Genomic DNA, 13,620 nt, shown 5'->3' on the forward strand with positions numbered 1-13,620 from the left:
CGCTACTTCGGTCCGGGTTCGTCGACCGCGTCGATGTGCTCCGCGACGGCCACCACGAGGACCCGCGCCTCCGCCATGGTCGCCCGCCACCGGTGCCGTACGCCACCGGTCAGGTACAGCGTGTCGCCGCGCACCAGCTGGTAGGCGCGGCCCTCGGCCTCCACCTCGACGGCGCCTTCGGTGACGTGCATCAGGACGTCGTTGCGCAGCTGGAACTCGCGGCCCGGGTCGTGGTCGCCGACGAATTCCTGGGCGTTCATCTGGTGGTGGCCGCGGACGAGGGTGCGGACGACGAAGTCGCCGCCGTCCTCCGCGGAGACGTCCTCGACGCTCGTGTCGTCGGCGCGCACCAGGTCGACCGTGCGGGCGGGGTCCGCCGCGGCGAGGAGTTCGACCGCGGTGGTGCCCAGGGCGTCGGCGACCTTCTCCAGGGAGCGGCGGCTGGGCCGGGCCCGCTCGTTCTCGACCTGGCTGAGGAAGGGTACGGACAGGCCACTGCGCTCGGCCACGGCCGAGAGCGTCAGTTCGAGGGTCCGGCGACGGCGCCGGACGGCCGCGCCCACGCGCAGTGGCTCCTTGTGCTCGTCCATGACGTCCGCTCCCTCCCACCGCGTTGTCCTGCTCGTTTAAATGCACCCTACGCAGTTTCGCCCGCGGGTTTCATGCGAGCGCGGGAAGCCGTGCGTCCCGGCCGGGGCGTCCGCTACAGCTCTCGCCAGTACACGAGCTGTCCGGACTCCCCCGGCGCCGCCCCTTCGCGGGGGATGAACAGGCTGACCAGGAGCGCGGGATGGCCGTCGGGGTCGGTGAGCAGGGTCGCGGACGGATTGGCGAAGGACGTCGAGCCGCCCGCGGTGCGCAATCCGACGCGGTCGGCTCGGCCGGACGCGGGATCGTAGGCGTACGTGGACCAGCTCGCGAAGTCGTCGCGCCGGCGCTGCCCCTCGACGAGCACCATCGGCTGCCCGGCCAGTCGCAGCGGCGCGCGGTCGCCTATGTTGCCGGTGTTGCCGTACCCCTGCACGGCCCGGTCGAGGCGGGGCGCGGGCTCCGCGTGCCAGCGGGTGAAGTCCCGCAGTGTGGCGGTGAGTTGGCGGTCGGTGTCGCAGTCCGCGCGGTAGTGCCCGGTCAGCTCGACGGTGGCGCCGTGCACGGCTGTGATCGCCGGGGTGCCCTCGGCGCAGGACGACAGCGTGCGGGGCGCGTCGAAGGAGTGCGCGGCGCGCCCGGCGAGCAGCGCGCGCGGACCGGCGTAGCCGCGTACCGCGATGTGGTTGTCCGGGTCCTTCTCGTACGCGAGGAGATAGCCGCCCCGGCCGTCGGCGGCGAGCGTCGGCTGGCTGGATCCCGCGCCGAAGTCGTGGCGGCGCTGCCAGTGCGCGAGGTCGGTGGAGGTGGCGACGGCGGCGTGGAAGCGGCTGTCGGGCAGCATCGTGTGGTACACGGCCAGATACGTTCCGTCGGCGGCCTGGAGGATCTGGGCGGCGTCCATGGTGCGCCCGGTGTCGTCGGTCATGCCGTAGCGGTGACCGTCCGCCTGGGTGACATCCGAGGCAAGTGCCGCAAAACGGGCGGTGGCCGCCGAGGCCGGGGCGGCGCCGGCGGCGGGCAGCTGCGTCAGGAGCAGGAGAGCGGCGAGCGCGGTGGCGGCGAAGGCACGGGGCCAGGCGGCGGTCACGGTGCCACCGAGCGTACGGAGACGACCCGTTCGGGCGGAACACACCGAGGGGTGGGTTCCCTCACAGCGACCGCTGCGACGGAACCCACCCCTCGGCTCGGACCTCCGGGGTCATCCCCGGACAGGACCTACAGGATCAGGAAGCGGTCATCCGCTTCTCGACGTCCTGGTGCGACTCGAGCCACGCGGAGACGGCCTTCTCCTCCTGGCCCTGACCGCGCTTCTTGATCTCGGCCTCCAGGCTGCCCAGCTCGTCCTCGCTCATCTTGAAGTTCTTGAACCACTTCGTGAGCTGCGGGTACTTGCCGGGGAAGTCCTTGTTGGAGATCGTCCGGATCGTGTTGCCCTCGCCGAACTTCTTCTTCGGGTCGGCCAGCTTGTTCAGCTTGTACTCGCTGTACGCCCAGTGCGGCGACCAGAGCACGACCGCGATCGGCTCCTTCTTCGCGTAGGAGCGCTTCAGCTCGGCCAGCATCGCCGGCGTGGAGCCGTCGACGACCTTGTACTCCTTGTCCAGGCCGTAGCCCGGCAGCACGTCCTTCTTCAGGAGCTGCATCTCGCCGGTGCCCGGTTCGATGCCGATGATCTTCCCGTCGAAGGTCTTCGACTTGCCCTTGAGGTCCGCGAGGGACTTGACGCCCTTCACGTACGACGGAACGGCGACTTCCAAGGAGGTCGGGCTGTACCAGCTGCCCAGGTCCTTGAGCTTGTCCTTGCTCTTGTTCCAGTAGTTGCTCTGCGCGTACGGCAGCCAGGCGTCGAAGTTGACGTCGAGGTCACCGCTGGCGAGACCGGTGTAGACCGGGCCGACGTCCATCTGCTTGAGGTTCAGCTTGTAGCCGCGCCTCTCCAGGACGTTCTTCCAGAGGTAGGTGACGGCGACGTCCTCGTCCCACGGGAACCAGGCGACGTTCACGGGGTCCTTGGAGTCGCCCGCGGTGCCCTGCTTCTTCACCGGTGCCAGCTTGTCGACGACACCCGGGTTCTTCTTCAGCCAGGCCTTGACGGCGTCCTGCTGCTTGCCCTTACCGGTCTTGTTGATCTCGGCCTCAAGACTCGTGAGCTGCTTCTCGCTCATCTTGAAGTCCTTGAGCCACGTGTTGACCTCGGGGAAGTCGGTGCCGAAGCCCTTGCGGGCCAGCGAGTGCACGCCGTCGCCCTTGCCCCAGGCGCCCTTCGGGTCCTTGAGCTTCTTCAGGTCGTAGTCGTTGTACGCCCAGTGCGGCGACCAGAGCGGAACGACGATCGGCTGCTTCTTGGCGTAGGCGCGCTTCAGCTCGGCCAGCATCGCCGGCGTGGAGCTGTCGACGACCTTGTACTCCTTGTCGAGGCCGTACGCCTTGAGGATCTTGCTCTTGAGCAGCGCGGTCTCGCCGGCGCTCGACTCGATGCCGGTGATCTTGCCGCCGAACTTGGCGCCCTGACCCTTGAGGTCCGCCAGCGAGTCGATGCCCTTCATGTACGAGGGCACGGTCAGCTCCAGGGACGTGGGGCCGAACCAGGAACCCAGGTCCTCCAGCTTGGAGCCGTACTTCTTCCAGTACTGGGCGTGCGTGGTCGGCAGCCAGGAGTCCGTCTCGAAGTCGACGGTGCCCTGGGCGAGCGAGGTGTAGAGCGGGCCCGCGTCGAACTGCTTGGTCTCGACCTCGAATCCGCGCTGTTCCAGGATCTCCTTCCACAGGTACGTGGAGGCGACGCCCTCGTCCCAGGGGATGTAGCCGATGGAGATCTTCTTGCCCTGGCCGACGTTGGTGCCGTCGTCCGAGGCGGTCGACGAGGTGGATCCGCCGAACATGCCCATGCCGCCCGCGACGAGCGCGAGGACCACGACGCCGACCACGGCGACGGCCGGCCGGGGACGGTAGGACCAGATCTTCAGGCCGTGCGCGGCGCGCACCTTGGCGAGCGCGCGGCGGCCGATCGGCGAGACCTGCTGACCGAGGGAGCTGGTCATGCGGTCGAGGTAGATCGCCAGGATGACGATCGAGAGACCGGCCTCGGCGCCGAGGCCGACGTTGAGCTGGCCGATGGCCTCGTTGACGTCGCCGCCGAGTCCGTCGGTGCCGACCATGCCCGCGATGGCGGCCATGGACAGGCCGAGCATGATGACCTGGTTGACACCGGCCATGATCGTCGGCAGGGCGAGCGGCAGCTGGACGCGCATCAGGGTGTTGCTCGGCTTCGTGCCGAACGCGTCGGCGGCCTCGACCAGTTCCTTGTCGACCTGCCGGATGCCCAGCTCGGTCATGCGCACGCCCGGGGGCACCGCGAAGATCAGGGTCGCGACGATGCCGGCGGGAGCGCCGGAGCCGAAGAACAGGATGGCCGGGATGAGGTAGACCATCGCCGGCAGCGTCTGCATGAGGTCGAGGACCGGCCGGAACAAGCCGCTGACCCGATTCGACCGGGCCGCCCAGATGCCCAGTGGCACCCCGATGATGAGCGCGATCACCGTCGACACGAGGACGAGGGACAACGTCATCATGGCGTTGTCCCACAGTTCGAGATTCTGGATGAACCAGAATCCGACGAAGGTCAGTACACCGGCGAGCGTGCCGCGCAGCCAGAAGGCGATGACGGCGAAGATGCCCGCGAGCAGCAGCGGTTCAGGGGCCTGCAGTACGTCTGTGAGGCCGTTGTAGACGCCGTCGAAGACGGTCTTGAAGAAGTCGAAGAGCCAGGCGACGTGGTTGAGCAGCCAGTCGACCACGTCGTTGACCCAGTCACCGAAAGGAATCCTAGGCACCGGCGTTCACCTTCTCCACCGGACCGTCGCCCTCGCCACGCGGCGTGGAGACAGTGTCCTTCGGTTCCTTGACGAGGCCCGTGGCCGCGCCGTTGTTCTCGTCCGCGCTCTCCACGGACTTCATGGGCTCGCCGAGAACGGCGAGCAGCCGCTCCCGCGGCACGACACCCACGACGGCACCGTCCTCGCCGGTCACGGCGACGGGTATGGAGCTGGTCGAGCAGGGCGTGAAGAGATCGATGATCGGGGTGTCCTCGGTGACCGTCGCCGGAGCGTCGGCCGCCGTGTACCCCGCCTCGGGCGTGGCCATGATCGCGCCCGCGGTCAGCACGCGGGAGCGGTCGACGTCCTGGGTGAAGGACGCGACGTAGTCGTTGGCCGGGGTGACGAGGATGTCCTCGGCGGTGCCGATCTGGACGATGCGGCCGTCACGCATGACGGCGATGCGGTCGCCCAGGCGCATGGCCTCGTTCAGGTCGTGGGTGATGAAGACGATGGTCTTCTTCAGGGTCTTCTGCAGGTCGAGCAGCTGGTCCTGCATGTCGCGCCGGATCAGCGGGTCGAGCGCGCTGAACGACTCGTCCATGAGGAGCAGATCGGCGTCGGTCGCCAGGGCGCGGGCCAGGCCCACGCGCTGCTGCATACCGCCGGACAGCTCGTCGGGGAAGGACTTCTCCCAGCCCTCCAGGCCCGCGAGGCGCAGCGCCTCGGTGGCCTTCGCCTCGCGCTCGACGCGCGGGACGCCCTGCACCTCCAGGCCGTACCCCGCGTTCTCCAGGACGGAGCGGTGCGGGAACAGCGCGAAGTGCTGGAAGACCATGCTGATCTTCTTCGAGCGGACCTCGCGCAGCTCGCGGGGCGACAACTGCGTCAGGTCGTCACCGTCGAAGCGGACGTGTCCCGCGGTGGGCTCCAGCAGTCCGTTCAGCATGCGCAGAAGGGTGGACTTGCCGGATCCCGACAGACCCATGACCACGAAGATCTGGCCGGGCTCGACGGTGAATGACGCGTCGATCACGGCGGCCGTCGTGCCGTCGGCGCGCAGCTCCTCACGGTCGGCTCCGCGGCGGAGTTGCTCCACCGCCTCATCGGGTCGTCTGCCGAACACCTTGTACAGGTCTTCGGCTTCAAGCCTGGACACATACACCTCTCGGGTCGAACCAGTACGGCCCGCCTCCCCCGCCGGCGGGCCGTGGTGCGGTACGGGGTCTGCCCGCCTGAACCGGCCAATCGTTCATTAGTTGAACGTGTGACCGGGTCCGCTCCGAGTCGGCGCCTGCCCAGGCTTATGCCAAGCAAACAGAAGAGTGACCCAGCTCACATCACGTCCACAATCACCCACACTTCCCGCACAACCCGTGACTGTCAGTGAGGTGCGGCATGATGCGAGACGTGACTCAGGAAACCCCGGCCAACCAGCGCCTGATGCTGCTCGACACCGCGTCCCTGTACTTCCGGGCCTACTTCGGGGTCCCCGACTCCGTGAAGGCCCCGGACGGCACACCGGTCAACGCCGTGCGCGGGCTGCTCGAATTCATCACCCGGCTCGTCCACGACCACCACCCCGATCATCTCGTGGCGTGCATGGACGCGGACTGGCGTCCGCAGTGGCGCGTCGACCTCATCCCCTCCTACAAGGCGCACCGCGTCGCCGAGGAGACGGCGTCCGGCACGCCGGACGAGGAGGAGATCCCCGACACACTCTCCCCGCAGGTGCCGATCATCGAGGCGGTGCTCGACGCGGTGGGCATCGCGCGCGTGGGAGTCGAGGGCTACGAGGCGGACGACGTGATCGGCACGTTCACCGGCCGGGCGACCGGCCCGGTCGACATCGTCACCGGCGACCGCGACCTCTTCCAACTGGTCGACGACAAACGCGAGCGCCGCGTCCTCTACCCCCTCAAGGGCGTGGGCACCTTGCAGATCACGGACGAGGACCTGCTGCGCGAGAAGTACGGGGTGGACGGCTCCGGCTACGCGGACATGGCGCTGCTGCGCGGTGACCCGAGCGACGGCCTGCCCGGAGTCCCCGGCATCGGCGAGAAGACGGCCGCGAAGCTGCTGGCGCAGTTCGGGGACCTGGCCGGGATCATGGCCGCGGTCGACGACCCGAAGGCCAAACTGACACCGACCCAGCGCAAGCGCCTGGACGAGTCCCGCCCGTATCTGGCGGTGGCACCGAAGGTGGTCCAGGTGGCGGCAGACGTGCCCCTGCCGACCGTCACCACGGCACTGCCGCGCGAGCCGCGCGACCCGGAGCTTCTCGATCGACTGGCGGCCCGCTGGGGATTGGGCGGATCTTTGCACCGACTCCTCACCACCCTCTCAGAATGAGGTGTTAGCTTAGGGTTACCTAACTTACGTACCAGCATGGACACAAGGGAGACCGCACATGGCCGAGCGTCCCGCACGCAAGCCCCGTAAGGCCCGCTCGGCTCAGGTCGTGCGCACCGAGCGACTGACCCCGCACATGCAGCGGGTGGTGCTCGGCGGGGACGGACTCGCGGACCTCCCCGAGCTCGAATACACCGACCACTACGTCAAGTTGCTCTTCCCGCCGGCGGGAGTGACCTACGCCGAGCCGTTCGACGTGGAGCGCATCCGCGAAGAGCAGCCGCGCGAGCAGTGGCCCGTGACCCGCACGTACACGGTGCGCGCCTGGGACCCGGCGGCCCGCGAACTCACCCTCGACTTCGTGGTCCACGGCGACGAGGGCCTGGCCGGCCCGTGGGCGGCGAGCGTCCGGCCCGGCGAGACGATCCACTTCATGGGCCCGGGCGGCGCCTACGCACCCGACGCCTCGGCGGACTGGCACCTCCTCGTCGGCGACGAGAGCGCGCTGCCCGCCGTGGCCGCGGCCCTGGAGGCGCTGCCCCAGGGCGCGCGGGCGCAGGTCTTCCTGGAGATCGAGGGCCCCGAGGAGGAGCAGAAGATCGACTCCCCGGTCGAGGTCACCTGGCTGCACCGGTCGGGCCACCCGGTGGGCCAGGCGCTGATCGCCGCCGTCACCGGGCTCGACTTCCCCGAGGGCCGGTTGCACGCCTTCGTGCACGGCGAGGCCGGCTTCGTGAAGGAGCTCCGCCGCCACCTGCGCGTGGACCGGCAGATCCCGCGCGAGGACCTGTCGATCTCCGGCTACTGGCGCCTGGGCCACAACGAGGACGGCTGGCAGGCATCGAAGAGGGACTGGAACGCCCAGGTGGAGGCGGAGCAGGAATCTCCGACAGCCTCCAACTGACGGACCACCACCCCCGGCGTTCAGACACGTACGAGACGGGAGGGCCGGTCGGGGCATGCGCGCGCAGCACCCCTGCACGCGCGCACACCAGACGGCCACCCTCCCTTCGAAGCGCGCCCCCGCGCAGCGCCCGTACGCTGACCCCTGACATGAGACACCGCCGCACCCCACCCTCCCCGCTCCCCCAACGGAACGGCATCGACCCCGTACGCGTACGGATGCCGGCCGACGGCAACTGGGACACGGTGCGCAACCACCTGGTGGCCCGGCTGGCCGCCGGCGACGGGACGATCGACGCGATGATCGCCGAAGGCGGGATCGTCGGCCGGGACGGAACACCCGTCACGACCACCACGCCCTACGAGCCCGGCGGCCACGTCTGGTTCCACCGGGACCTGCCCCCCGAAACCCCCGTACCGTTCGCGGTCGACACCGTGTACCGCGACGAGCACATCCTCGTCGCCGACAAGCCGCACTTCCTCGCCACGACCCCCCGCGGCAGTCACGTGGCCGAGACCGTACTGGCCCGGCTGCGGCGGGAGTCGGGCATTGGGACCCTCAGCCCCGCACACCGCCTGGACCGGCTGACCGCCGGACTCGTGCTGTTCGTCGTACGGGCCGAGGAGCGGGGCAAGTACCAGACCCTGTTCCGGGACAGGCTGGTCACCAAGGAGTACGAGGCGGTGGCCGGGTACGACCCGGCGGTGGAGCTGCCGGTCACGGTCCGCAGCAGGATCGAGAAGGAACGGGGCGTGCTCACCGCGTACGAGGTGCCGGGCGGCGCCCCCAACGCCGAGAGCACAGTCCGGCTCAAAGGCGTCAGGGACGACGCGAGGAACGCGCGCCCCAAGAACGCACTGGCCCTGTACCACCTGACCCCCCGCACGGGCCGCACCCACCAACTACGCGTCCACATGAACGCCCTGGGCCTGCCGCTCCTCGGGGACCCGCTCTACCCCCGGATCGCGGAGCCGACTGCGCCCGACGACTTCCGCAGACCCCTGCAACTCCTCGCGCGCACCCTGGAGTTCAGGGACCCGGTGACCGGCCGGGAGCACCGGTTCGTGAGCGAGCGACAGCTGGGGGCCTGGGAGTCGTACGACACGTGGGATCAGTAGCCGCGCCACCACCGCAGGAACCTCTGCCAGGCACCGGTCCCGGCCCGGGCCGGTTCCGCAGCGGCGGGCGCGGGCGCGACCGGAGCGGGGGCGACCGGGGCCGGGGCCGGCGCAGGCGCGCCGGACGAGACCTGCCAGTCCGTCCGCGGGGGCGGCACCATGCTGGGCTTGGTGATGACATCCTGCTGCGCCCGGGGCGTGAAGGCCACGGGCAGCGAGACGAGATGCTGCGACAGGATGGTGGACCGCCACCTCAACTCGCGCTCGTCGACGGAGAGTTCGGCATCCGGCAGCCGCATGAGGAACGCGTCGACCCCGATGTCGGCGATGGCACGCCCGATGTCCTGCCCGGGGCATTCGTGCGGCCCGCCGCCGAAGGCGAGGTGCGAGCGGTTGCCCTGCATGTGCTCGGTCGGATCGGGCCGCACGGCCGGGTCGACGTTCCCCGGCGCGATGCCGAAGATCAGACCGTCACCGGCCCGGATGTGCTGCCCGCCGAGTTCGGTGTCGACCTTGGCGAAGTAGGCGACCATGGCGCTGAAGGGCGGCTCGTCCCACAGTGACTGCTCGACCGCCTCCGGCACCGTCATCTGCCCGCCGTTGAGCTGGGCCCGGAAGCGCGGGTCGGTGAGCACGGTGCGCAGCACGTTCGCGATGAGGTTGGCCGTGGCCTCGTACGCCGCGATGAGGACGAGCCGCAGGTGCTGGCCCACCTCGTCGTCGGTGAGGGCCGCGGGGGCCGCGATGAGACGGCTGATGAAGTCGTCGTCGGGGGCGGCCCGGCGCCGGGCCGTGAGCTCCATGAGAATGCCCATGATGTATTCGTTGCTGGCGATCGCCGTCTCGGTGCCCTTGATCATGTCGCGGGCGGCCTGCACGAAGCGCTCGCTGTACGCCTCGGAGGCACCGAAGATGTCCAGCATCACCATCATCGGCAGATGCTCGGCGAACTCGCCGACGACATCGCACGCGCCGCGCTCGGAGAACCGGTTGATGATCTCCTGACAGGCCTTGTTGATGGCGCGGCGCAGGCTGCGGTGGTCGATGATCTCAAGGGCGTGGGTGACGGCGCCGCGCAGCCTGAGGTGCTCCGCGCCCTCGGCCATCGAGCAGATGGGCTGCCAGCCGAACACGGGGGCGAGCGGGTGGGTGGGCTTGACGGTGCCGTTCTTCAGGGCCGTCCAGTTCCGGGCGTCCCGGTTGTACTGGGAGGTGGAGCGGACCATGTGGAGGTTCTCACCGTGGCCGAGCACCGCCCACATGCGTACGTCGTCGTGGATCAGCGCCGGGGCCACCGAGCCGTGTTCGGCGCGCAGTTTCTCGTAGACGGACGCGAGGTCCGCGTCGGCCTCGGGCCCGTAGAGCCGGCGCATCCCGTCCGGTCCGAGGGCGTGTGCGGGGCAGCCCGGCGGCGGGGCGGGCGAGGGGTCTGCGAGGTCGTCGAATCCGGCGGACGACGGGGAGGGCTGGGAGGGAGGCGTCACGGTGATCGCTCCGGTCGTATGGGCAACTGGGTAACGTGCACGGGTGGTTGACAAGGCGCTGTCGCTTCGGGCCATCAGGCGCGATGCAACGCCATCTCGTGCAGATAGCGCATGAGGGTCAGCAGGACGTCACGGCTGGAGGCCCTGCGCCGCGCGTCGCACTCGATGATCGGGACGTGCGCGTCGAGATCGAGGGCGTTGCGCAGTTCGTCCGTCGGGTAGCTCGGCCCGTCGGGGAAGGCGTTGTTGGCGATGACGAAGGGCACGCCGCGCTCCTCCAGCCGCCCGATCACGTCGAAGCTGACTTCGAGGCGCCGGGTGTCGATGAGCACGACGGCGCCGAGCGCACCCTCGAACAGGCCGTTCCACAGGAACCAGAACCGTTCCTGGCCCGGTGTTCCGAAGAGGTAGAGAACGAGTTCGTCGGTGACGCTGATCCGCCCGAAGTCCATGGCGACCGTGGTGGCGGTCTTGGTCTCCGAGCCGTAGTTGTCGTCGACGCCGATGCCCGCCTGCGTCATGGTCTCTTCGGTGGTGAGCGGGCGGATCTCGCTGACGGAGCCCACCATCGTCGTCTTGCCGACACCGAAGCCGCCCACGATGACGATCTTCACGGCGGAGGTGACGGTCTCGGGCATCCGGTCCTCGGCGCGCGGGCCGGGGATGTGCACGCTGCCGACCGCCGTGTCCATGGCGCCGGTGCCGTCAGAGCTTCTGTAGTCCATGCATCACCGCTTCGAGGAGGGAACGGTCCGCGACGGCGCCGCGGATCACCGGTGCGCGCGACTGGACCAGTTCGGCCGCGAGGAGTTCGCCGAGCAGCACGGTGACCACGCTGAACGGCAGGTTGAGGTAGGCCGAGATCTCGGCCGTGGACAGCGGCGCCCGGCACATGCGCAGCACGGCGGACTGTTCGGGCGGCGCGGCCACGGGCGGGTCGGCCCGCGCCACGATCAGGGTGACCAGGTCGAGCGGCGCGCGCTCGGCGCCGTCGGTGCCGCCGGTGATGACGTAGAGCCGCTCGGGATCCTTGGGATCCTGCGCACGGCGCTCGCGCTGGGGAGCCGGTTCTTCTTCTCTGAACGGGGGTTCGGGGGAGCGAGGAGTCATACGGTCTGGCCATTGCGTCGGGGCGGGCTGGTGAGGTGGGCGCCGATCCGGATGACGAGGTCGCGCATCTGGTGGCTGATGAGGCCCGCGTCGACGTACGGGTCGGCGAGGACGGCGAGGTACGCGCCCTTGCCCGCGGCCATCAGATAGAAGAAGCCGCCGTCGACCTCGATGATGACCATGTTCATCTTGCCGTTGCTCTCCGCGATCTCGGAGGCTACGGCGGAGGCGAGGGACTGAAGTCCCGCACAGGCCGCGGCGATCCGGTCGGCGCCATCGGGGTCGCCGCCGAACCGGGCGATGCGCAGCCCGTCGGCGGAGAGCACCACCACCTGGCGCACATTGGGCACGCCGTCGGCGAGCTCCTTGAGCATCCAGTCGAAATTGGCGCGTTGCTGGATCACTGGCGCTCTCCCTCGTCGGCCTGCTGGTCGGCCTGTTGGTTGTAGGCGTCGTCGTGCGGCTTGTCCGCGGCGGCCTCGTCGGGCCTGAGGCCGTTCATGAACGCCTCGACCCACAGGCCGGGTTCGGGCTGCGCCGGCCGCTCGTGCTCCGGCTCCACGGCCGGCCCGGTGGCGGCGGCCGGAGCGGCCGCGGTCCTGGCACCGGACTGCGGCATCGTCAGGTCCGGGTGGCGGGGCGTCACGATGATCTGGTTCTCGATGACCTTCGTGTCGACCTTCCTGCGGCGCTGCGGCAGCCCGTTCTCCCGCCACTCCGTGACCACGGGTTCGTCGTCCTCCGCCGCGGCGACGAGCGGGGCGGAGGGGCGCGGTCCCGTGGTGGGACGACGCGTCTTCTTCAACCGCGGCTCTTCCTTGATCGGTACGCCGTTGTGGTCGACGCGCGGGACGGCCGTGGCGCCGATGCCGTGGGCGAGGCCGGGCGCGGGCCCGCTGCTCATCATGTCGCGCGGGACGACGAGGACGGCGCGGACGCCGCCGTACGCGGACTGGCGCAGGGAGATCTGCATGTCGTACATCGAGCAGAGCCGGCCGACGATCGCGAGGCCCAGGCGCGGGTTCTCACCGAGGTCGTTGAGGTCGATGCCGGACTTGGCCTTGTCGAGCATCCGCTCGGCCTTGGCGCGCTGCTCCTCGCCCAGGCTGACGCCGCCGTCCTCGATCTCGATGGCGATGCCGGTCTGCACCTCGACGGCGGTGACGTGCACCCGGGTCTGCGGCGGCGAGTAGCGGGTGGCGTTGTCGAGGAGTTCGGCGCAGGCGTGGATGAGGGGTTCGACGGAGACGCCCTTGATGGCCACGTCGCAGATGGCGTGCAGATCGATGCGCGGGTATTCGAGGATGCGCGACATGGCGCCGCGCAGCACGCTGTAGAGCCGGACCGGCTTGGGCCACTGGCGGCCGGGCCGGGCGTTGCCGAGGACGGTGACGGAGTCGGCGAGGCGGCCGATCAGGGCGGTGCCGTGGTCGATGCGCAGGAGGTCGTCGAAGACCTCGGGGTTGCGGCCGTGGTCCTCCTCCATCTCGCGGAGTTCCTGGGCCTGCTTGTGCACGATGGCCTGGACGCGGCGGGCGATGGAGACGAAGGCGCGCTGCGCGGCGTCGCGCATGGCCTCCTCGCGGTCGATCTCCTTGAGGGCCAGGCGCAGCAGTTCGCGCTCACCCTGCGTGGTGTCGCGGAAGGCGGGGTCGGAGTCGCAGGTGTTGCGGACGGCGTCCCTGGGGTTGTCGCCGGTGCGCATCCGGTACAGGGCGTGCGGCAGGACCTCTTTGGCGACGCGCATCGTGCGGTGTTCCTGGGCGGCTATACGCGCTTCCAGCTCGGCGGTGTGCCGCGCGTACTGGGCGCGCAGGCCCTTGACGATGCGACCGCGCCGGACGGTCTCGGCCGCGACGGCGACCACCAGGAGCGTGCCGAGCGCGCCGCACAGGGCGACGGCGGGGCGTGCCGGGTGCGTGACCAGGGCGACGGCCGCTCCGGTGGCGGCGGCCATGATCATGGCGGGCAGCAACAGCACGCGTGTGTAGGGGACGTCTCGGCCACCGGGAGGCGATTGAACACTCACCATGTATGCCCTCTGAACGGTCGGGTCGGGGAAGTTTGCGATGGTTCGCCGCGCTACGTTCCGGGATCAATACGAACCATCAGCGCACGGGAGAACAAACGCCCGAATCCATCTCAACTCGGTGCGCTGCGGGCGAGCTTAGTCCGACCGGATCATCGCTGAGTCATATTCAGCAAGGCCCTGAAATAAGCGCGCGGCGGGCATACACTCGCTCCCA

At 69.7% G+C, this 13,620-nt stretch carries 12 protein-coding genes; 3 read left to right on the plus strand and 9 right to left on the minus strand.

Annotated features, from left to right (window positions below; genetic code table 11):
- Window positions 1–2: 2 nt before the first annotated feature.
- The 4 genes from AB0J02_RS19590 to AB0J02_RS19605 form a co-directional block, all read right to left on the minus strand.
- Window positions 3–590: an XRE family transcriptional regulator gene (locus AB0J02_RS19590; protein ID WP_363194959.1), complete on the minus strand. Its 588-nt coding sequence runs from the start codon at window positions 588–590 to the stop codon at window positions 3–5.
- A 113-nt stretch (window positions 591–703) separates the two neighbouring features.
- Complete coding sequence (locus tag AB0J02_RS19595; RefSeq protein WP_363194960.1) at window positions 704–1,678, minus strand: hypothetical protein; 975 nt, start codon at window positions 1,676–1,678, stop codon at window positions 704–706.
- Between the two features lie 136 nt (window positions 1,679–1,814).
- The gene (locus tag AB0J02_RS19600; RefSeq protein ID WP_363194961.1) at window positions 1,815–4,424 is read right to left on the minus strand and encodes an ABC transporter permease/substrate binding protein; all 2,610 of its coding nucleotides are present in this window, start codon (window positions 4,422–4,424) and stop codon (window positions 1,815–1,817) included.
- A complete protein-coding gene (locus tag AB0J02_RS19605; protein ID WP_363194962.1) occupies window positions 4,417–5,565 on the minus strand; it encodes a glycine betaine/L-proline ABC transporter ATP-binding protein in 1,149 nt (382 codons plus the stop codon). Before AB0J02_RS19605 ends, AB0J02_RS19600 begins: the two co-directional genes overlap by 8 nt.
- A 242-nt stretch (window positions 5,566–5,807) precedes the next feature.
- On the opposite strand from AB0J02_RS19605, the gene AB0J02_RS19610 reads away from it, so the two are divergent.
- The 3 genes from AB0J02_RS19610 to AB0J02_RS19620 all read left to right on the plus strand — a co-directional run bounded on the left by AB0J02_RS19610 (window position 5,808) and on the right by AB0J02_RS19620 (window position 8,780).
- Window positions 5,808–6,758, plus strand: coding sequence for a 5'-3' exonuclease (locus tag AB0J02_RS19610; RefSeq protein ID WP_363194963.1), 951 nt, complete (start codon window positions 5,808–5,810; stop codon window positions 6,756–6,758).
- 58 nt (window positions 6,759–6,816) lie between these two features.
- Window positions 6,817–7,662 (plus strand): siderophore-interacting protein, encoded by an 846-nt coding sequence (locus tag AB0J02_RS19615; protein WP_363194964.1) that lies wholly within the window; start codon window positions 6,817–6,819, stop codon window positions 7,660–7,662.
- A 149-nt stretch (window positions 7,663–7,811) separates the two neighbouring features.
- Window positions 7,812–8,780, plus strand: coding sequence for a pseudouridine synthase (locus tag AB0J02_RS19620; protein ID WP_363194965.1), 969 nt, complete (start codon window positions 7,812–7,814; stop codon window positions 8,778–8,780).
- On the opposite strand, the gene AB0J02_RS19625 is transcribed toward AB0J02_RS19620, so the two are convergent.
- From AB0J02_RS19625 to AB0J02_RS19645, 5 genes are all read right to left on the minus strand, one after another.
- Window positions 8,774–10,153 (minus strand): cytochrome P450, encoded by a 1,380-nt coding sequence (locus AB0J02_RS19625; RefSeq protein WP_363195186.1) that lies wholly within the window; start codon window positions 10,151–10,153, stop codon window positions 8,774–8,776. The two genes, AB0J02_RS19620 and AB0J02_RS19625, sit on opposite strands and share 7 nt — an antisense overlap.
- A 185-nt stretch (window positions 10,154–10,338) precedes the next feature.
- The gene (locus tag AB0J02_RS19630) at window positions 10,339–10,956 is read right to left on the minus strand and encodes an ATP/GTP-binding protein (RefSeq protein ID WP_363195187.1); all 618 of its coding nucleotides are present in this window, start codon (window positions 10,954–10,956) and stop codon (window positions 10,339–10,341) included.
- Window positions 10,957–10,969: 13 nt separating this feature from the next.
- Window positions 10,970–11,374 (minus strand): DUF742 domain-containing protein, encoded by a 405-nt coding sequence (locus AB0J02_RS19635; RefSeq protein ID WP_363194966.1) that lies wholly within the window; start codon window positions 11,372–11,374, stop codon window positions 10,970–10,972.
- Window positions 11,371–11,778: a roadblock/LC7 domain-containing protein gene (locus tag AB0J02_RS19640; RefSeq protein ID WP_363194967.1), complete on the minus strand. Its 408-nt coding sequence runs from the start codon at window positions 11,776–11,778 to the stop codon at window positions 11,371–11,373. Before AB0J02_RS19640 ends, AB0J02_RS19635 begins: the two co-directional genes overlap by 4 nt.
- Window positions 11,775–13,406 (minus strand): ATP-binding protein, encoded by a 1,632-nt coding sequence (locus AB0J02_RS19645; RefSeq protein WP_363194968.1) that lies wholly within the window; start codon window positions 13,404–13,406, stop codon window positions 11,775–11,777. The genes AB0J02_RS19640 and AB0J02_RS19645 overlap by 4 nt, the downstream gene beginning before the upstream one ends.
- Window positions 13,407–13,620 lie beyond the last annotated feature (214 nt).

It is taken from the genome of Streptomyces sp. NPDC050264 (genome assembly GCF_040655895.1).
GTDB lineage: Bacteria > Actinomycetota > Actinomycetes > Streptomycetales > Streptomycetaceae > Streptomyces.

Bases quoted from the DNA above. Each gene is read 5' to 3' on its own strand.
- AB0J02_RS19590 (WP_363194959.1), bottom strand. From the start codon at position 590: ATGGACGAGCACAAGGAGCCACTGCGCGTGGGCGCGGCCGTCCGGCGC.
- AB0J02_RS19610 (WP_363194963.1), top strand. From the start codon at position 5,808: ATGCGAGACGTGACTCAGGAAACCCCGGCCAACCAGCGCCTGATGCTG.
- AB0J02_RS19615 (WP_363194964.1), top strand. From the start codon at position 6,817: ATGGCCGAGCGTCCCGCACGCAAGCCCCGTAAGGCCCGCTCGGCTCAG.
- AB0J02_RS19620 (WP_363194965.1), top strand. From the start codon at position 7,812: ATGAGACACCGCCGCACCCCACCCTCCCCGCTCCCCCAACGGAACGGC.
- AB0J02_RS19625 (WP_363195186.1), bottom strand. From the start codon at position 10,153: ATGCGCCGGCTCTACGGGCCCGAGGCCGACGCGGACCTCGCGTCCGTC.
- AB0J02_RS19630 (WP_363195187.1), bottom strand. From the start codon at position 10,956: ATGGACACGGCGGTCGGCAGCGTGCACATCCCCGGCCCGCGCGCCGAG.
- AB0J02_RS19635 (WP_363194966.1), bottom strand. From the start codon at position 11,374: ATGACTCCTCGCTCCCCCGAACCCCCGTTCAGAGAAGAAGAACCGGCT.
- AB0J02_RS19645 (WP_363194968.1), bottom strand. From the start codon at position 13,406: ATGGTGAGTGTTCAATCGCCTCCCGGTGGCCGAGACGTCCCCTACACA.